Raw genomic sequence first — 19,051 nt, 5'->3', positions numbered from 1 at the left:
GGGCACCATGAGTACGCCTGTTCGCGATCTGATCATTGTCGGCTCCGGCCCCGCCGGCTACACCGCCGCTGTCTACGCCGCCCGGGCCGAACTCGAACCCCTGCTGTTCGAGGGCACCCAATTCGGTGGTGCGCTGATGACGACGACCGAGGTGGAGAACTTCCCCGGCTTCCGCGACGGCATCATGGGCCCCGATCTGATGGACGAGATGCGTGAGCAGGCCAAGCGCTTCGGCGCCGATATCCGCACCGAGGATGTCGAGGCGATCGATCTGTCCGGCCCGATCAAGTCGGTCACCGTCGGTGGCGAGGTCTACCAGGCCTACGCGATCATCCTGGCAATGGGTTCGGCCGCGCGCTATCTGGGCGTGCCGGGGGAGCAGGAAATGCTCGGCCGCGGCGTCAGCGCCTGCGCGACGTGTGACGGATTCTTCTTCAAGGGCCAGGACATCGTCGTGGTCGGCGGTGGCGATTCCGCGATGGAGGAAGCGACCTTCCTCACCAAATTCGCTTCCAGCGTGACGATTGTCCATCGCCGCGAGGAGTTCCGGGCTTCCCGCATCATGCTCGAGCGGGCGAAGTCGAACGAGAAGATCCGCTTCCGCCTCAACTCCGAGGTCGTGCAGGTGCACGGCGACACCGCGGTGACGAGTCTCACCCTGCGCGATACCAAGACCGGCGAAACCTCCGAGCTGGCCGCCACCGGCCTGTTCGTGGCGATCGGACACGATCCGCGTAGTGAATTGGTCCGGGGCCAGGTCGATCTCGATGCCGAGGGTTATGTGCAGGTGCGTGAGCCCAGCACCGCGACCTCGCTCGAGGGCGTATTCGCCGCAGGTGACCTGGTGGATCACACCTATCGGCAAGCCATCACCGCCGCCGGGACCGGCTGCCGTTCCGCGATCGATGCCGAACGCTGGCTCGCCGACAAGGGCGACATCACCAGCAACACGCTCGATCACGCCGGTAACCCGGTGGAAGTCACCGCCGGCTGATCCACCCGAGCCCATCGCATATCGCGTCACAGAAAACCGCTAGGAGATCGACCATGTCCGAAACCGCCACCAAGACCGTCACCGACGCCACCTTCGAACAGGATGTGCTGGGCAGTGACAAGCCGGTGCTCGTCGACTTCTGGGCCACCTGGTGCGGTCCGTGCAAGATGGTCGCCCCCGTTCTGGAGGAGATCGCCGCGGCGCATTCCGACAAACTGACCGTCGCCAAGGTCGATGCGGATGCCAATCCGACCAGCTCCCGCGACTACGGCGTGTTGTCCCTGCCGACGATGATCCTGTTCTCCGGTGGTAAGGAAGCCAAGCGCATCGTAGGTGCGAAGGGTAAGGCAGCACTGCTGCGCGAACTCGACGGCATCATCTGAGTCGTCCTCGTCCGGCCCCGGCCGGCAGCGTCGCGAGCGCTGTCGACGCCGGGGCTCGGTGCGGTTTCACCAGTAGTCGGACCGGGCGACGATAGCTGTGTACTATTTCGGCACCCGGAGAATTGCCGAAATTCGGTTCGGGTCTGAGACAATCGACCGACGCTCCGGTCGTGCGAGGGTGTGTGCCGTCGCCTCAGCGGGTACCCGGTTGGCGGAAGGAAAGGGCTCTCACACATGCACCGACTTCGTCACGGCGATACTGGTCCAGCCGTCGCTGAGGTCCGGAGCAACCTGGCAAGTCTGGGGTTCCACCCACATCCACACGGAACCGCCCGGTCCGCCGGGCCGGGGGAGTACTGGAAGGATTCCGACGCCGTCTTCGACCCCGAACTCGATTCGGCCGTACGGGCTTTCCAGCAGCAACGCGGACTACTCGTGGACGGTGTGGTCGGCCCCGCCACCTACCGCGCCCTCAAGGAAGCCTCCTACCGGCTCGGTGCGCGCACGCTCATCTACCAGCTGTCGGCGCCCCTGTACGGCGACGATGTTGCCACCCTGCAACGGCGTCTGCAGGATCTGGGCTTCTATGTCCATCGCATCGACGGGTACTTCGGTCCGCACACCCATGAGGCGCTGACCGCTTTCCAACGTGAGATCGGCCTGGCTGCCGACGGAATCTGTGGTCCGGACACACTGCGTTCGCTGGAGCTGCTGGGTGCCCGCGTCACCGGTGGAAACCCGCATCGAATCGCGGAAGAAGAGGTCGTCCATCGCGCCGGGCCGCAGCTCACCGGTAAGCGCATCGTCATCGACCCCGGAATGGGCGGTGACGACATGGGTTTGGCGGTCCCCACCGAATTCGGCGATGTGTACGAGTCGGAGATTCTCTGGGATCTCGCGAGCCGGTTGGAGGGCCGCATGGCCGCCACCGGAATGGAGACCTTTCTCTCTCGCCCGTGGGGCTCCAATCCCACCGATGCCGAGCGCGCCGAAACCTCCAACACCTTCGATGCGGATCTGATGATCTCGCTGCGCTGTGCCGCGAATCTCAGCACCTCCGCCGGCGGAGTCGCCAGCTTCCACTTCGGCAATTCGCACGGATCGGTATCGATGATCGGTCAGGTTCTCGCCGGTTTCATTCAGCGTGAGATCGTGGCCCGGACCTCCCTGCAGGACTGCCGCACACACTCACGTACCTGGGATCTGCTGCGCCTCACGAAGATGCCGACCGTACAGGTCGATATCGGGTATCTGACAAACGAATACGACGCCTCTGTGCTGACCAATCCCCGGATGCGCGATGTGATCGCCGAGGCGATCCTCATCTCGGTGAAGCGGCTGTATCTGCTCGGCCAGGACGATCAGCCAACGGGTACCTACACATTCGCCGAGCTGCTGGCCGAGGAGCTGGCTGCCGCTGACCGCGTGTAGGCACCGCAAAACGTCGAAGGCCCCGGATTCGCATCCGGGGCCTTCTTTCGTTCGGTCCAGTCAGTGACAGATCACACTCGGCTGAGCCTGCATCGCCGCCGCGGCCAGGAGCTGGTCCAGCGCACGCTCGACGTCTTCCTTCCAGAGATGATCACTGTCGAGTTCGAGCCGCAACCGCGGGAACCGATGATGCGGGGCCACGACCGAGAAGCCCACGTCCTCCAGGAACTCGGCTTCGATCATGCAGGTCTCCGGTGAGCAGACGGTGTTCACCCGCTGCCGGGGCGCCGAAGCGATGCTCTGGGCCGGGCTGTCGATACGTTCCATGAAGAACATCGACTTCAATCCGCGAGCCGGCAGCGCCGTGGCCGCCGGGTCACTCCGGATTCCGAATGCCTCGATCGCCCGCACACCACGACGCATCAGATCGCCGACCACGGCCTGCATCAGTCGATTGGCTATGTCGCCATCATTGTGTGGTTGTTCGGCCCGCAGGGTGGTCAACAGGACCGCGTCCGGGCTCACGGGGGAGGTGGGGAACAACGTTGCACGTGGAACCGCGCTCGGCGGGGCATACAACGCGCATCCGGCCGGCTGCCCATCGACGAGCGCGATCTGCCCGCACGATCCCCACTCGAGCAGGACTGTGGACAGCCACGCCTCCTTTTCGAAGACGGGATCGCTGAATTCCCGGGAATCCGCCGCCACGGCCGGATCGATCTCCCAGAACACACATCGACGCGCATGCGCCGGGAGTTGGTCCAGTCCGCCGAGGGTTAGTGCGGTCACGCTGGTCGACACCGCTCTGCTCAGCCTCCAGCTTTCCGATTCATCTATGCTCACGCCGCATCAACATCATCTCGCCAGCAAGAATATGCGATCAAAGCGAACGCCTCATTTCCCATCCCTTATCGGTGGCGGCACACTCGGGTCCGGCCCGAAAAAACATCGGCGTCACAGTGACGTTTCTTGCCGAGGCTCCGACATCTACCTGATCACGACGAATTTCGGCTCGAAATTCGTTATCCCAGCTGCTGTTGTTCCATCATCCCGACTATGCGTTCCAGATCGTCCACCGAACCGAATTCGACGACGATCCTGCCCTTCTTCTTGCCCATGCTCACAGTCACTCGAGTGTCGAACGAGTTGGCGAGTCGTTCCGCCACCTTGTCCAAACCGGGGGCATAAATCGGCTTCCGCTTCGGGGACGGTTTCGGTTCATCCTCGGGATAGCGGTTGGTGAGAGTGACGGCCTCCTCGGTCGCACGGACCGACAGACCCTCCGCGACGATGCGCTCGGCCAACCGCTCCTGCGCCTCGGCACCGGCATCAAGTCCGAGTAGGGCACGCGCATGCCCGGCCGACAGCACGCCCGCCGCCACCCGGCGCTGGACCGGAATCGGCAACTTCAGCAGACGAATCATATTCGTGACGACCGGTCGGGATCGACCGATCCGATTCGCCAGTTCCTCGTGGGTGACACCGAACTCCTCCAGCAACTGCTGATAAGCCGCCGCCTCTTCGAGGGGATTCAGCTGCACGCGGTGAATGTTCTCCAACAACGCATCGCGCAGCATGGCGTCGTCGGTGGTATCGCGCACGATGGCCGGAATGGTCTCCAGGCCGGCTTCCTGACAGGCGCGCCACCGGCGCTCGCCCATCACCAACTGATATCGCGGTGCGGGGGAGGACTCGAGCGCACGCACCACGATCGGCTGCATCAGCCCGAATTCCCGTACCGAATGGACGAGTTCGGCGAGTGCGTCTTCTTCGAAAACCTGGCGCGGCTGTTTGGGATTCCGCTCGATCTGATCGGGCGGAATTTCTCGATACACCGCGCCCGCGACGGACTCCTCGGCTGCATCGGGCACCCGATGCAGATAGGCCGATGCGGGATGCGGTCCGATCGGATCCAGTCCGATGACCGCATTGGCCGCCGCACTTCCCAGACCCTGCACCTCGGTCGGACCGGTGGGGATCAACGCGGCCAACCCGCGCCCCAATCCACCCTTCTTCGCCTGACTCATCGGCCTACCGACCCCTTTCCTGTGCTGCACCAGCGGGACCTGCCGGGGCGCCCGAATCCATCGCCACCGAGCGGGCAGCGATTTCGCGTCCTGCGTCGAGATAACTCATCGCACCACGAGAACCCGGGTCGTAATCGAGAACGGTCATACCGAATCCCGGCGCCTCGGACACCTTCACACTTCGGGGAATCACCGACTTCAACACCGCATCGCCGAAGTGGGCGCGCACCTCTTCCGCAACCTGATCGGCGAGCTTGGTCCGTCCGTCATACATGGTGAGAACCACGGTCGACACGTGCAGCGCGGGATTGAGGTGCGCCTGGACCAGACCGATGTTGCGCAACAGCTGACCGACGCCCTCCAGTGCGTAGTACTCGCATTGGATCGGGATCATGACCTCCTTGGCCGCCACCATCGCATTGACGGTCAGCAGACCGAGCGAGGGAGGGCAGTCGATCATCACGTAGTCGATCTCGTAGCCGGCCAGATTGGCTTCCTGGATCGCCACCTTCAGCCGACCTTCTCGCGCGACCATCGATACCAACTCGATTTCCGCACCGGCGAGATCGATCGTCGCCGGGACACACAGCAAACGTTCGTTGTGCGGGCTGCGCTGAATGGCCTCCTGCACAGAGATTTCACCGATGAGCAGTTCGTAGCTCGACGGCACTCCGGAGTGATGTTCGACCCCGAGCGCGGTACTGGCGTTGCCCTGCGGGTCGAGATCGATGACGAGGACCGTCATCCCCTGCAACGCAAGAGCGGCAGCGAGATTGACCGCCGTCGTGGTCTTACCGACCCCGCCCTTCTGATTGGCGATCGTGATGACGCGCTGCTCCCGAGGCTTGGGGATATTCAGCGACCCAGGATGCAGGACCTGACTGGCCCGCTCCGCCTCGGCGGCGATCGGCGTCTCGGCCGCAGAGATGTCCCCGAATCCAGTCTTGGAGTACTCATCCCCACCGAGGCTGCCACTGTCCAGCATTCCGGGCACGCGGGACGTTGTTTCCCGTGAAACATTCGCCGGACGATTCGACATACAGGCTCCTAACCCGAGAACTTCAAGACACGTGCCCAGGCAGCTCCGGCGCCGCTGGTTCGAACAAGCTGAACGCGGTGGGTTCACAGCCATCTCCCTGCGAGTGCTGATCCACTCCGAGATCTGACATCAACCGACGTGCCGTATCCGCACCGAACGAGCCGCCGGGAACCGCGAATCCGCGCTCACGCTCGACGACAACTAGCTTGCCAGCACCGGACACAATACGGAAGTTGAACCGCGGCAATCACTCTTCGACACGCGCGGAATGACCGATTCAGGACGCATGAACGCTCTCTCGGCCCGCTGTTTCACATGAAACATCGATCGGCGGGGGACACGGTGGCTCCGAAGCTATTCCGCGCGGCGGGCTCGACGGCTCGCTTCTTTGTTCGCTCGCTTCTCAGCTCGCGGCACGCGCTCCACACTCAGCACCACCGTCGGAGGCGACACGATCCCCACACCGCATTCGCGAATCTCGGCATGGCCCGCGCCCGCCTTCGCGAGTTCCATTCGGTCACGCTCGAGTTCCTCCGCGACGCTGGATCCCTTGAGTGCCAACATGTGCCCGTGCTCCCGCACCAGCGGCAGGGACCACTTCGCCAACTTGCCCAGCGGAGCAACGGCACGCGAAGTCACGAAATCGGCACCGCCGGCTTCCTTACGGACATCCGGTTGTTCAGCGCGGCCGCGAACAACGGTGATCGCCAGCCCGGCGGACTCGATGAACTCGGCGAGGAATTTGGTCCGGCGCAGCAACGGCTCGACGAGAGTGATGCGCAGATCCGGTCGCGCGATCCCGAGCGGGATCCCAGGCAAGCCGGCACCACTTCCGATATCCACGACTGACGCGCCCACGGGAATCAGCTCACCGAGAACCGCACAGTTGAGAATGTGGCGATCCCAGAGCCGCGGAACTTCACGCGGTCCGATCAGCCCGCGCTCAACGCCGGCCGTGGCCAACGCCGCACAGTATTGCTGGGCGAGCGGAAGGCGGTCGCCGAAAACCTCCGTCGCCACGGCAGGCGGTGTCAGATCCACGGCGTCGTCGTCGCCAGGGGAGTACTGGGGAGAGACACCCTCGCCTCGTTCCACGTGAAACATCCTTCCGGACCGATAGGGATCCACGATAGGCGGGCGACTGCCCGCTCGACTCATCACAAAGCGTAGGGCCCCCGGTCCGATGAACCGGGGGCCCTACCTTACCCATTCAGATCATTCAGGCGGGTATGACGACAACGTGTCGATTCGGCTCGGCACCCTCGCTTTCGCTGGCGACGCCGTCAACCGCAGCGACCGCGTCGTGCACGATCTTGCGCTCGAAAGGAGTCATCGCGGTAAGCGATTCCGGCTTGCCCGTCTCGACAACTCGTCGTGCCGCATCGGCGCCGAGCGCACTCAACTCCTCGCGGCGCTTGGCACGCCAGCCCGCCACATCCAGCATCAGGCGGCTACGCACACCGGTCGCCTGCTGCACCGCCAGGCGAGTCAGCTCCTGCAGCGCGTCCAGGACCTCACCGCGGCGCCCGACCAACTTCGACAGATCGCGGCCACCGTCGATGCTGACGATCGCGCGATCTCCCTCCACGTCCAGATCGATGTCGCCGTCGAAGTCGAGGACGTCCAGCAACTGCTCCAGATAGTCCCCCGCGATCTCACCCTCTTCGATCAACGCCTCCTCGGCGTCGACCGGATCCGGCGCGGTCGCGTCGTCACGGTCTTCCACCGCGGCATCGTCCTGCACACCGAGGGCCACAGTGGCATCCCCTCCGTCGGTCTCAACAGTCATATGTCGTTTCCTTCAATCTGAATCATCCGTCGTATCCGGCGCCCACCGCGCCGGGAAGCCGTAAACCGCGACCGTTAGCGACGCCGCTTCTGATTGGCGCGCCCCCTGTTTCCGGATCGCTTGCGATTGCCCGCATTGGCGGACTTACCCGATGTTCCGGACTTGCCGGAAGCAGAACCCGACTTGGTCGACGAGCTCGAGGAGGAAGAGGCCGTCGCGGGGGTGCCGTTGGTGGCCGCGTCCGCGACCGTCTCCGTCGCATCGGCGACGACTTCCGCAGAACCCGATTTCTTCTTCGCGGACGGCTTGGCACCGGGCTTGGGCGCATTCTGCGCCTTCCGCTCGATGGCCTCCTGCTTCTTCTGCTGCTCTTCCTTATCGATGCGACCGAAGACCAGATGCTGCTGTCCGTAGGTCCAGATGTTGTTGGACACCCAGTAGAGCAGGATGGCGATCGGCAGGAACGGACCACCGACAACGACACCGAGCGGGAAGACCCACAGCGCCAACTTGTTCATCAAGGCTGCCTGTGGATTCGCGGCCGCCTCGGCACTCTGTCGCGCCACCGAAGCCCGCGCATTGAAGTGGGTCGCCAGGCCGGCGATGATCATGAGCGGAACGGCAACCGCGATCATGTTCCACATGTGCGGGATGCCACCGAAATCGGCATAGGCATCCAACGTTTCCTTGGGCGAGGTGATCGCCGCGGAAATGGGCGCGCCGAAGATACGGGCCCGCAGGAACGACTGCACATCGTCCGCGCTGAACACATAGTTCGGCGTCATCGCGTTCTGCGCCGGCGTCATGTGCAACTGGCCGATACCGGAGCCGGTCCGGTTGAACGAGCGCAGCACGTGGTACAGACCGATGAAGACCGGAACCTGAGCCAGCACCGGCAAACAACCCATCAGCGGATTGAAGCCGTGCTCCTTCTGCAGCTTTTGCATCTCGACGGCCATCTTCTGGCGGTCGTTCTTGTACTTTCGCTGCAGTTCCTTGATCTGCGGCTGAAGCTCTTGCATCTGCCGAGTCGTCCGGACCTGCTTGACGAACGGCTTGTAGAGCACGAGCCGCAGGGTGAACACGAGGAACACCACAGCCAGGGCCCAGGCGAAGCCGTTGCTGGCGCCCTTGTCGAAGTCTCCGAGTCCGAATATGAACCCGAAGACTCGGTGCCAGAACCACAGGATCCAGGACACCGGATAATAAATGAAGTCGAGCACGGCTCTATGTACTCCCGTCGGTCGTGTCGCCGGTCACCGCGGGCGGCGACCCTTTACAAGACTTGTGTTCGGCCGCCTCGGTATGGTCTCGGCTTCGCTCCGAAGCCCGCGACCGCTGAGTAGTCGACTCATCGGTGCTCGGCTCGTGGGCGAGACTCGGCGGATCGGTTTCGGCGGCGGCCCGTTTCCGTTCGGGAACGGGATCCCACCCACCAGGGTGCCAGGGTGCACATTTGGCCAGACGCACGGCCGTCAATCCGAGTCCGACGAAGAGGCCGCGGGTGCGCAGGGCCGTCACCGCGTACTCGCTACAGGTCGGTGTGAACCGGCACACCGGCATGCGGGTGGGGGAGACATAGGTCCGGTACAGCTCGATCAAGAAGATCACAGCGTTGGCCGGCAGCCGCGACACCACACGCAGGAGGCTCATGACGGATCACTCGGCTCCACCCGCACGGCGGGGATGTCGAACGACAGTTTTCGTAAGGCCGACCGCAGCTGACGATCCAACTCGGCCGAGGTCGCCGTCGCCGCGCCTGGCAGCGCCCGAATCACGACATCGGCCTCGGCCGGAAGGTTCAGCACGATTCCGGCGCACATATGACGCAGGCGGCGGGCGACGCGGTGTCGAACCACCGCGGTACCCACCGCCTTGCTGACAATCAAACCGAAACGAGGACCGCCGGTCCGCGCGAGCGGACGCGGCTCGGTATCACCGGTCGCGGCACTACCGGCCACCACATGCACGACGATGTCCCGTCTCCCGATTCTCCGGCCGTATCGCACCGTCCGGGAGAAGTCGGCACGATGATGCAGCCGGTACGGCTCAGGCAACACCCGAGTGTCCGAGCACGTAGCGGGTGAACGGAAGGAGTGGGACGTACAGCGTGCGAGGCATGGCGCGGTGCCGATGCCGAGCTGTCAGGCCGTCAGAGAAGCGCGGCCCTTACGACGGCGCGACGACACGATCGCGCGCCCGGCACGGGTGCGCATCCGGAGACGGAAGCCGTGGACGCGTGCGCGACGACGGTTGTTCGGCTGGAACGTCCGCTTGCCCTTGGCCACGGTCAACACTCCTCGAGTTGGTGGGCGCCAGGCGGCGCCCGAAGCTATTCGGTGAAACGATGTGGTCGCGATGAAAACTGGTCCTCATCGGCACAACTCCCATTGCATGGTGGTCCCGCTGGATCGAAATTCGACCAGGCAGCAGGCAGCCAACACCGCGTCAACGGGTGACTGTACGAGGGTACTGATCGGCCACGAGAGGGTCAAACTCGGGGTACCCCATGAGACCCCCGCCACTGGGCGGCTCGCCGATACGGCCGGGGCTCGTGGGACAACCCTTGTCACACCCACCGCTCAGCCGTTACGATCCATAGCTAGAAAATTGCTGCAGATGCGCAGGTCGAGGCGCTGACCGGGGGGGTTATCGCAGCAAGCCACGTATCACCACAGTTCTCCACATCTGTGGATAATTGTGTGGAAAGACCCCTGGAGTGGCATATTCGTATGGCTGACGGCCGGGCTCGCGGGCAGTCGCCGACCGTTGGTACTCCTATCGACTTGCTCCGGGGAGGAAATGTACGTGGACGACGAGCAGAACGTGTTGACCGCGGTCTGGCCCGAAGTGGTCGCCGAGCTTACCGCCGGCTCCACCGATGGCGCCATTCCACCGGTGACCAACGCGCAAAAAGCGTGGTTGGGGCTGGTGAAGCCGCTGACGGTCGCACAGGGGTTCGCCCTGCTCTCGGTCCCGTCGTCGCTGGCACAGGAAGCGATCGAACGCGATCTGCGGGAGCCGATACTCCGGTCATTGGCACGTCGTCTGGGCCCCCAGGTCGAGGGGCTCGGGGTGCGTATAGCAGCGCCGACGAGCCCGCCGCCCGAACGTCCCGGTACCACCGCCCGGCACGCCCGGCTGACCTCGCGGCCGGACCGGATGCGGGACAAACCCCGGGAACCGGTCGGATTCCAGGCCCCGCCCCAGTACCCCGATGCGGGCGAGTTCCCCACACCCCGCTACCTTTCCCCAGCTGATTACCAGGCCAGGACGGCCTATCCCCAGGGGGAGTACCCGTCCGCACCGATGGCCGGAGAATTGCCGGACAGTCTCGGTCCCTCGTCTCCGGTGCGCCGGGAGCCCGAACCACATATGCACGACGATTCGTTCCGGCGCGACCCCGAGGTGTTCCGGCGCGAGACCGAGTCGCTCCGCCGCGAACCGGATGTCCGCCGCCGCGAGCCCGAACCGCGACACGATCCGGAACCGCATCGCGGTGAGCATGACCCGCTGCATCATCCACAGGAGTCGATGCACCGCGAATCCGATCCACGCGGACCGGGACATCCGGGGCAGGAGTCGCTGTTCGCGCCCGAGCCGGACAGCCCGCCCGCGCACCGGTCGAATGCCAGCGAAGAGGCGGACGAACCCGTGGTCAGCGCGCGAAATTCGTGGCCGACCTACTTCTCGAAGTCGCCGGAACCCGCCCCGCCGCCCCCTGCGTCGTCCTCGGCCAGTCTGAACGCGAAGTACACGTTCGAGACGTTCGTCATCGGTGCGTCCAACCGGTTCGCCCATGCCGCCGCGGTGGCGATCGCCGAAGCCCCGGCTCGGGCCTACAACCCACTGTTCGTGTGGGGTGCGTCGGGTTTGGGGAAAACGCACCTGCTGCATGCGGCCGGCCACTACGCCCAGCGCCTGTTCCCCGGGATGCGCGTCAAATACGTGTCCACCGAGGAATTCACCAACGACTTCATCAACAGTCTGCGCGACGATCGCAAGGTGGCCTTCAAACGCCGCTACCGGGAAACCGACATCCTGCTGGTGGACGACATCCAGTTCATCGAGGGTAAGGAAGGTATCCAGGAGGAGTTCTTCCACACCTTCAACACCCTGCACAACGCGAACAAACAGATCGTGGTGTCATCCGATCGCCCACCGAAACAGCTGGCCACCCTGGAGGAACGGCTGCGCACGCGGTTCGAATGGGGACTCATCACCGATGTGCAACCACCGGAACTCGAGACCCGGATCGCCATCCTGCGCAAGAAGGCGCGGATGGATCGGCTCGATGTACCGCACGATGTCCTGGAACTGATCGCCAGCCGGGTGGAGCGCAATATCCGCGAACTCGAGGGTGCGCTGATCCGGGTGACCGCGTTCGCCTCGTTGAACGGACAGCCATTGGATCTGTCCCTGGCCGAGGTCGTACTGCGGGATCTGATGCCCGACACCACCACGATCGAGATCACGGCGTCGACGATCATGGCCGTGACCGCGGAATACTTCAACACCACGCTCGAGGAGCTCACGGGTCCCGGTAAGGCCCGGCCACTGGCCCAGGCCCGCCAGATCGCGATGTATCTGTGCCGCGAGCTCACCGATCTGTCGCTGCCGAAGATCGGCCAAGCCTTCGGCCGCGATCACACGACGGTCATGTACGCGGAGAAGAAGGTGCGCAAGGAGATGACCGAGCGCCGCCGTGTGTACGACCAGGTTCAAGAACTCACAGCCCGAATCAAACAGCGTTCCCGCTGATTCCTTCCACAAGCCGATCCACCCGGTTGACCTGGGTGGATCGGCTTTTTCGTGTTGTGGATTCCTCGAGGAATCCTTGTGGAGTCCTCGAGGAATCCCACCCTTGTCCTCGAGGTTGCGCACAGCCGTCGGCAACGGCTGTGGACGGATTCACTCACACCGGTTGATCCACAGTTCCCACAGGCAGATTCATCCACGGGCACAGAGCTGCGGAAACATCGAAATCGGCATGTGGATTCCTCGAGGACTCCCTGTCAGGTCCTCGAGGAATCCCCCGGTAGTGCACCGATCGGCACACACGTGTGCACAACAGGCCTCCAGTCATGGAAGAACTCGAGGATGACTCGAGGATGGGGGTTGAACAGATTTGTGGCCTCCACAGCCCGGCGTTGTTCATCCTCGAGTCACCCGATGGACATCCCCACGCCGCCACGCACCGTGAGCTGCGAGAACGAGCGGCGTCCACAGAATCCACAGCGCCTACTACTACTTCAGTTCTTCTTCATTAGATTTCTTCTTGAAGACAGGGTGTGTGGAAACTCGGCTCGGGACCGAACGGATCGATCCGAACCGATCCACATCCCGAAGACGCAACGAGGAGAGCGAGTGAGCCGATCGGTTCCTCGTCGCGCGCATCCGGCTTCACACATTCGGTCTCCCAGCGAAGCGACGCACCGGCAAGGGGGTGGGCGTAGTCATCGGCCGCCCGCGCGGGTACGGTTTGAGGTCGGTCGCCCGTGCCACACTGCGGTGCACGAGCGAGCCGTTGAACCACATCGCTGCATGAACCACGCCGACGTGCCGAGCAGGGCAATCACTGCGCCGGGACAGATCACGACCGATCGAGACTGGGAGAGGACATACCGAGCGATGGAGCTTGCAAGTATGAAGTTTCGGGTCGCTCGCGAGGATTTCGCGGAATCCGTCGCCTGGGTGGCCCGTAGCCTGCCGTCTCGCCCGCCGGTACCGGTACTCGGCGGCGTCCTGCTGGTGGCCGATGAGGACGGTCTGACCGTCTCCGGCTTCGACTACGAGGTGTCCGCGCAGATGCGGGTGGCGGCCGAGGTCGCGGGGCCCGGTCAGGTCCTGGTCTCCGGTCGCCTGCTCGCCGACATCACCAAGGCTTTGTCCAACAAGCCGGTCGATGTGTCCGTCGACGGCACCCGCGTGCTGATCGCCTGTGGCAGTGCGAAGTTCTCGCTGCCCACCATGCCGGTCGAGGATTATCCCCAGCTGCCCGAGCTTCCGCCGCAGACCGGTGAACTGGGCGTGGATCTGTTCTCGGAGGCGGTGGGCCAGGTGGCTGTCGCCGCCGGCCGCGACGACACATTGCCGATGCTCACGGGTATCCGGGTCGAGATCGAGGGCTCTCGGGTCGTCCTGGCTGCCACCGACCGCTTCCGCCTCGCGGTGCGGCATCTGGAGTGGCAGCCGGGTCGTCCCGATGTGGAGACCGCAGTACTGGTGCCTGCCCGCACACTGTCCGAATCCGCCAAGACGCTCGGCGCCTCCGACGCGCCTGTGCAACTGGCTTTCGGCACAGGGACGGATGGGCTGCTGGGAATCGTCAACGGTGGTCGGCGAACCACCACACGACTGCTCGACGCCGAATTCCCCAAGTTCCGCCAATTGCTCCCCAAGGAGCACACATCCATCGCCACCCTGCAGGTCGGTGCACTGATCGAGGCGATCAAACGCGTCGCCCTGGTGGCCGAACGGGGTGCCCAGGTTCGGCTCGAATTCTCCGACCAGGGGCTGCAGCTGTCCGCCGGTGGCGACGATGCCGGGCGGGCCGAGGAGTGGCTGGAGGCCGAATTCCAGGGCGAGTCTCTGACCATCGCTTTCAACCCGAGCTACCTGAACGACGGTCTGTCGTCGCTGCGCTCGGATCGGGTGACCTTCGGCTTCACCACGCCCAGTAGGCCTGCGGTCATGTGCCCGACCGCCGAAGCGGAGCCGGAGCCCTCGGAGTCCGGTGCCTTCGCGGCGCTGGCGGGTGACTACATCTACCTGTTGATGCCGGTTCGGTTGCCCGGCTGATCGTTTCGCCGCTCGGTTCGTACGCCTCGCCGGTCAAGTTCGGTCGGCGAGGCGGTACTTGTTCACCCCGACCTGTGGAGATGTTGATAAACCTGTGAAAAACTCCGGGAGCGTGAGCATTTCGAGCAGTCCGTCACAAAATGCCTGGTGACGGCGGGTTCATCCATGTACGTAAGAACACTCACCCTGCGTGACTTCCGGTCCTGGGAGCAGGCGGAACTCGAATTACCCACAGGCAGAACCGTTTTCCTGGGGGCAAACGGCAACGGCAAGACCAATCTTGTGGAAGCCGTCGGATATCTGTCCACACTCGGTTCGCACCGGGTAGCCGGTGATGCGCCGCTGATCCGGTTGGGGCAGCAGCGGTCTCGGATCGGGGCCACGATCGTCAACAGTGGGCGCGAGTTACGCATCGATGTGGAGCTGAATCAGGGCGCGGCGAATCGCGCCCAGATCAATCGCTCTCCGGTGCGACGACCGCGGGAGATCCTCGGCATCCTGCACACGGTGTTGTTCGCACCGGAAGATCTGGCGCTGGTCCGCGGCGATCCATCCGAACGCCGCCGCTTCCTCGACGAATTGGCGACCGCCCGGCTTCCGCGCTTGGCCGGCGTGCGCTCGGACTACGACCGCGTCCTGCGACAGCGATCGGCGCTGTTGAAAACCGCGGGGCGACAGGCGCGTTCGAGGTCTGGTGCACCGGCGGAACTCGGCACCCTGGATGTCTGGGACGGACATCTGGCGGTGCACGGTGCACAGTTGCTGGCCCACCGGCTGCGGCTGGTCCACGAACTGCATCCCTACCTCGAGCAGGCCTATCGATCCATTGCGCCGGAGTCTCGAACCGCTGCCATCCGCTATCGCAGCAACTCGCTGCCCGAGGAGTTCCTCGATCCACAGCGTTCTCCCCAGCCCGACGATGTCGAGGCCCTGGAGGCGAATATGTTGAGCGAGTTGGCTTCCGCGCGCACCAAAGAACTCGAACGCGGTATCTGCATGGTCGGTCCGCATCGCGATGATCTGGATCTGATGCTCGGCTCCGCACCGGCGAAAGGTTTTGCCAGCCACGGGGAATCGTGGTCGTTCGCCCTGGCGCTGCGGCTCGGGGCATTCGAATTGCTGCGCAGCGCCGGTACCGATCCGGTACTGCTGCTCGACGACGTGTTCGCCGAACTGGATCGCCGGCGCCGCACCGCGCTCGCCGCCGTCGCCGCCGACGCCGAGCAGGTTCTCATCACAGCGGCGGTCCCCGAGGACGTTCCGCCGGAACTCGAGGCCGAACCCATCCGAGTGGAAACCGCGGGAGTCGCGGATGGGCGTACATCCCGCATCTCGGGATCCGCGCCGACGGTCACCGAGGACACGTCCACCGCGTGAGACGGCGTGGTCGGGCCGGTCGAATATCGATCGCGCGGGTTGTCGTACCCAACGGCTAGCCTTGCTGCAGCATCCGGTTCGAGCGGTGCGAGTCCACCGTGCCGGATGTCGCGGTGCACGAGGCCGCCGAGTGGATATGCAGCACAGTCAGTCCGGATGGGAGGAGTCGAGCGTGGCCGCAGATATCGAGCCCGAGGGCAATTCCGCATCGTCACCACCTGGTCCCGAATCGGAACTGCGCGGAGTCGACCTCGCCCGCCGCGCGCTGGAGGAGGCCCGTGCCGCCGCCCGGGCCAGCGGGAAAGCGGTCGGTCAGGGCCGGGCTTCGCCGCGCAAGGGTGGGGTGCGGGCGCTGCGACGCCGCTCCGGCTGGTCGGGTGCTCGACCCGACGAACGAGATCCGCAACTGCTGTCCGCATTGGCAGGATCGCTGGCCAAGAGCCGTGGCTGGTCCGGAAAGGTCGCCGAGGGAACCGTTTTCGGCCGATGGGCGGCGGTGGTCGGTGACGATATCGCCGGGCACGCCGATCCGGTCTCGCTCACCGACGGGGTACTGAGCATCCAAGCGGAATCCACAGCCTGGGCAACTCAGCTGCGCATGCTGCAGGGACAGCTGCTCGCGAAGATCAATGCCGCGGTGGGGCAGGGGGTGGTGACCTCCTTGAAGATCACCGGACCGGCCGCGCCGAGCTGGCGCAAGGGAGAACGGCACATCAAGGGCCGCGGCCCTCGCGACACCTACGGCTGATCCGCCGGCAACCGGGTTTCACGTGGAACGAAGGGGTGGGTTCGTCCTCCGGCGACCCTTTCGGCAGAACGACAGCAGGGTAACTCGCGCACCTGGAAGCCGAGTGGCCGTAGCTTCCCGCTGAGGCTCGCGGGAGCGGGTTCGCCTATAACCGGACCCGGCGGCGACCGATTTCACGCACTCACGACGCTCTCAGGGGTGTCATAGGTGCATCCTGTGCCGGGGGTGCCAGTAGGATGGAGGAGTAACTAGCGGCGATACCTTCGGCGCGTTCCGTGCAGCACGCGCGAGGACCCGTAATTCTCGAGCAGTTCCAATCTCGAGCAGATGTCATACGGGGCCCGGTCTGTGTGTTGACCGACGTCGCATCGAAGGATCAGCAAGTAAGGAGAGCTACCGAGCAGTGGCTGCCAACGACTCCAACGCAAGCGGCTCGTCCCGGGCAAAAGCGGGCAACAAGGACTACGGTGCCTCCAACATCAAGGTCCTCGAAGGACTCGAGGCGGTCCGTAAGCGCCCGGGTATGTACATCGGGTCCACCGGTGAGCGCGGTCTGCACCACCTGATCTGGGAGGTTGTGGACAACTCCGTCGACGAGGCGATGGCCGGCTACGCCAGTCGGGTCGATGTGACCCTGCTGGCCGACGGTGGCGTCGAGGTCGTCGACGACGGCCGCGGTATCCCGGTGGAGACGCACGCCTCGGGTGTGCCCACCGTCGAGGTCGTCATGACCCAGTTGCATGCCGGTGGCAAGTTCGACTCCGATGCCTATGCGGTATCCGGTGGTCTGCACGGCGTCGGTATCTCCGTGGTGAACGCCCTGTCGACCAGGATGGTCGTCGATATCGACACCGACGGTTATCACTGGACACAGGAGTACAAGGACGCCAAGCCGGGCAAGCTCGTCCAGGGGGAGCCGACCAAACGCACCGGTACCACCCAGCGTTTCTGGGCTGATCCGGATGTCTTCGAGACCACGACGTACAACTTCGAGACCATCTCGCGCCGACTGCAGGAAATGGCGTTCCTGAACAAGGGACTGACCATCACCCTCACCGACGAGCGGGTCAGCGAAACCGAGGTCACCGACGAGGTCGTCAGCGAGACCGCCGAAGCGCCCAAGCACGGTGACGACCAGAGCCCGGCGCCCGAGCAGAAGGTCAAGACCCGCACGTACTACTACCCGGGCGGCCTCGAGGACTTCGTCAAGCACATCAATCGCACGAAGCAGCCGATCCACAACTCGGTCGTCTCGTTCACCAGCAAGGGCACCGGCCATGAACTCGAGGTCGCGATGCAGTGGAATTCGGGTTACTCCGAATCTGTCCACACCTTCGCCAACACCATCAACACCCATGAGGGCGGTACCCACGAAGAGGGCTTCCGCGCGGCCTTGACCACGGTGGTGAACAAGTACGCCAAGGACAAGAAGCTACTCAAGGACAAGGACGGCAACCTCACCGGCGACGACATCCGTGAGGGCCTTGCCGCCATCGTGAGCGTCAAGGTCAGCGAGCCGCAGTTCGAAGGCCAGACCAAGACGAAGCTCGGCAATACCGAGGTCAAGTCCTTCGTACAGCGCACCTGCAACGAACATCTGGCGCACTGGTTCGAGGCGAATCCGGCCGATGCGAAGACCATCGTGCAGAAGGCGGTGTCCTCGGCACAGGCGCGCGTCGCGGCCCGTAAGGCCCGTGAGCTGGTGCGTCGCAAGAGCGCGACCGATCTGGGCGGCCTGCCCGGCAAGCTGGCCGACTGCCGCTCCAAGGATCCGAGCAAGTCCGAGATCTACATCGTCGAGGGTGACTCCGCCGGCGGTTCGGCCAAATCCGGTCGAGACTCGATGTACCAGGCGATCCTGCCGCTGCGCGGAAAGATCATCAACGTCGAGAAGGCTCGCATCGACAGGGTCCTCAAGAACAACGAGGTCCAGTCGATCATCACCGCCTTCGGTACCGGCATTCACGACGAGTTCGACATCTCCAAGCTGCGGTATCACAAGATCGTGCTGATGGCCGACGCCGATGTCGATGGCCAGCACATCTCGACCCTGCTGCTGACCCTGCTGTTCCGGTTCATGCGGCCGCTGGTCGAACACGGTCACGTGTACCTGGCGCAGCCGCCGCTGTACAAGCTGAAGTGGCAGCGGACGGATCCGGAATTCGCCTACTCCGATCGGGAGCGCGACGGTCTGCTGGAGGCAGGTCTGGCCGCCGGCAAGAAGATCAACAAGGACGACGGTGTCCAGCGCTACAAGGGTCTGGGCGAGATGAACGCCAAGGAACTGTGGGAAACCACCATGGATCCGTCGGTGCGGGTGCTTCGTCAGGTGACGTTGGACGATGCCGCGGCCGCCGACGAGCTGTTCTCGGTGCTGATGGGCGAAGACGTCGAGGCGCGTCGCAGCTTCATCACCCGCAATGCCAAGGACGTCCGCTTCCTCGACGTGTAGCCGGCGCTGC

At 64.3% G+C, this 19,051-nt stretch carries 17 protein-coding genes; 8 read left to right on the top strand and 9 right to left on the bottom strand.

What is annotated here, in order from left to right:
- Window positions 1-7 precede the first annotated feature (7 nt).
- From trxB to AB0L57_RS07110, 3 genes are all read left to right on the top strand, one after another.
- The gene (trxB, locus tag AB0L57_RS07120) at window positions 8-994 is read left to right on the top strand and encodes a thioredoxin-disulfide reductase (protein WP_364958463.1); all 987 of its coding nucleotides are present in this window, start codon (window positions 8-10) and stop codon (window positions 992-994) included.
- A 53-nt stretch (window positions 995-1,047) separates the two neighbouring features.
- Window positions 1,048-1,377: a thioredoxin gene (gene trxA, locus AB0L57_RS07115; protein WP_364958460.1), complete on the top strand. Its 330-nt coding sequence runs from the start codon at window positions 1,048-1,050 to the stop codon at window positions 1,375-1,377.
- A 234-nt stretch (window positions 1,378-1,611) separates the two neighbouring features.
- Complete coding sequence (locus AB0L57_RS07110; protein ID WP_364958458.1) at window positions 1,612-2,808, top strand: N-acetylmuramoyl-L-alanine amidase; 1,197 nt, start codon at window positions 1,612-1,614, stop codon at window positions 2,806-2,808.
- A 60-nt stretch (window positions 2,809-2,868) separates the two neighbouring features.
- On the opposite strand, the gene AB0L57_RS07105 is transcribed toward AB0L57_RS07110, so the two are convergent.
- From AB0L57_RS07105 to rpmH, 9 genes are all read right to left on the bottom strand, one after another.
- Entirely contained in the window at window positions 2,869-3,609 is a 741-nt protein-coding gene (locus AB0L57_RS07105) for a GNAT family N-acetyltransferase (RefSeq protein WP_364958456.1), read from the bottom strand.
- Window positions 3,610-3,830: 221 nt separating this feature from the next.
- Window positions 3,831-4,835 (bottom strand): ParB/RepB/Spo0J family partition protein, encoded by a 1,005-nt coding sequence (locus AB0L57_RS07100; RefSeq protein WP_364958454.1) that lies wholly within the window; start codon window positions 4,833-4,835, stop codon window positions 3,831-3,833.
- A gap of 4 nt (window positions 4,836-4,839) precedes the next feature.
- The gene (locus tag AB0L57_RS07095; RefSeq protein ID WP_364959299.1) at window positions 4,840-5,874 is read right to left on the bottom strand and encodes a ParA family protein; all 1,035 of its coding nucleotides are present in this window, start codon (window positions 5,872-5,874) and stop codon (window positions 4,840-4,842) included.
- Between the two features lie 354 nt (window positions 5,875-6,228).
- Complete coding sequence (gene rsmG / locus AB0L57_RS07090; RefSeq protein ID WP_364959297.1) at window positions 6,229-6,915, bottom strand: 16S rRNA (guanine(527)-N(7))-methyltransferase RsmG; 687 nt, start codon at window positions 6,913-6,915, stop codon at window positions 6,229-6,231.
- Between the two features lie 178 nt (window positions 6,916-7,093).
- Entirely contained in the window at window positions 7,094-7,663 is a 570-nt protein-coding gene (locus tag AB0L57_RS07085) for a protein jag (protein WP_364958452.1), read from the bottom strand.
- 74 nt (window positions 7,664-7,737) lie between these two features.
- Entirely contained in the window at window positions 7,738-8,886 is a 1,149-nt protein-coding gene (yidC, locus tag AB0L57_RS07080; protein ID WP_364958448.1) for a membrane protein insertase YidC, read from the bottom strand.
- A gap of 4 nt (window positions 8,887-8,890) precedes the next feature.
- Window positions 8,891-9,316, bottom strand: a complete 426-nt coding sequence (gene yidD, locus AB0L57_RS07075; protein WP_364958445.1) for a membrane protein insertion efficiency factor YidD — start codon at window positions 9,314-9,316, stop codon at window positions 8,891-8,893.
- Window positions 9,313-9,723 carry a ribonuclease P protein component gene (rnpA, locus tag AB0L57_RS07070; protein ID WP_364958442.1) on the bottom strand — a complete coding sequence of 137 codons (411 nt, stop codon included), beginning with the start codon at window positions 9,721-9,723 and terminating at the stop codon, window positions 9,313-9,315. The genes yidD and rnpA overlap by 4 nt, the downstream gene beginning before the upstream one ends.
- A gap of 84 nt (window positions 9,724-9,807) precedes the next feature.
- Window positions 9,808-9,951, bottom strand: a complete 144-nt coding sequence (rpmH, locus tag AB0L57_RS07065; protein ID WP_077116220.1) for a 50S ribosomal protein L34 — start codon at window positions 9,949-9,951, stop codon at window positions 9,808-9,810.
- A 520-nt stretch (window positions 9,952-10,471) separates the two neighbouring features.
- Here rpmH and dnaA point away from each other — a divergent pair.
- The 5 genes from dnaA (at window position 10,472) to gyrB (ending at window position 19,041) form a co-directional block, all read left to right on the top strand.
- Window positions 10,472-12,424, top strand: a complete 1,953-nt coding sequence (gene dnaA / locus AB0L57_RS07060) for a chromosomal replication initiator protein DnaA (RefSeq protein WP_364958438.1) — start codon at window positions 10,472-10,474, stop codon at window positions 12,422-12,424.
- Window positions 12,425-13,294: 870 nt separating this feature from the next.
- On the top strand, window positions 13,295-14,464 hold the full coding sequence (dnaN, locus tag AB0L57_RS07055) for a DNA polymerase III subunit beta (RefSeq protein WP_364958435.1): 1,170 nt from the start codon (window positions 13,295-13,297) through the stop codon (window positions 14,462-14,464).
- Window positions 14,465-14,629: 165 nt separating this feature from the next.
- Window positions 14,630-15,841 carry a DNA replication/repair protein RecF gene (gene recF, locus AB0L57_RS07050; RefSeq protein ID WP_364958432.1) on the top strand — a complete coding sequence of 404 codons (1,212 nt, stop codon included), beginning with the start codon at window positions 14,630-14,632 and terminating at the stop codon, window positions 15,839-15,841.
- 184 nt (window positions 15,842-16,025) lie between these two features.
- Window positions 16,026-16,589, top strand: a complete 564-nt coding sequence (locus AB0L57_RS07045; protein ID WP_364959295.1) for a DUF721 family protein — start codon at window positions 16,026-16,028, stop codon at window positions 16,587-16,589.
- 403 nt (window positions 16,590-16,992) lie between these two features.
- A complete protein-coding gene (gene gyrB / locus AB0L57_RS07040; RefSeq protein WP_364958429.1) occupies window positions 16,993-19,041 on the top strand; it encodes a DNA topoisomerase (ATP-hydrolyzing) subunit B in 2,049 nt (682 codons plus the stop codon).
- Window positions 19,042-19,051: the final 10 nt, after the last annotated feature.

The organism is Nocardia sp. NPDC052254, assembly GCF_040679495.1.
Lineage (GTDB): Bacteria > Actinomycetota > Actinomycetes > Mycobacteriales > Mycobacteriaceae > Nocardia.
This window is presented reverse-complemented; position numbering and strand designations above follow the sequence as displayed.

Coding starts and splice junctions, on each gene's coding strand:
- trxB (WP_364958463.1), top strand. CDS start 8: ATGAGTACGCCTGTTCGCGATCTGATCATTGTCGGCTCCGGCCCCGCC.
- trxA (WP_364958460.1), top strand. CDS start 1,048: ATGTCCGAAACCGCCACCAAGACCGTCACCGACGCCACCTTCGAACAG.
- AB0L57_RS07110 (WP_364958458.1), top strand. CDS start 1,612: ATGCACCGACTTCGTCACGGCGATACTGGTCCAGCCGTCGCTGAGGTC.
- AB0L57_RS07100 (WP_364958454.1), bottom strand. CDS start 4,835: ATGAGTCAGGCGAAGAAGGGTGGATTGGGGCGCGGGTTGGCCGCGTTG.
- AB0L57_RS07095 (WP_364959299.1), bottom strand. CDS start 5,874: ATGTCGAATCGTCCGGCGAATGTTTCACGGGAAACAACGTCCCGCGTG.
- AB0L57_RS07085 (WP_364958452.1), bottom strand. CDS start 7,663: ATGACTGTTGAGACCGACGGAGGGGATGCCACTGTGGCCCTCGGTGTG.
- yidD (WP_364958445.1), bottom strand. CDS start 9,316: ATGAGCCTCCTGCGTGTGGTGTCGCGGCTGCCGGCCAACGCTGTGATC.
- dnaN (WP_364958435.1), top strand. CDS start 13,295: ATGGAGCTTGCAAGTATGAAGTTTCGGGTCGCTCGCGAGGATTTCGCG.
- recF (WP_364958432.1), top strand. CDS start 14,630: ATGTACGTAAGAACACTCACCCTGCGTGACTTCCGGTCCTGGGAGCAG.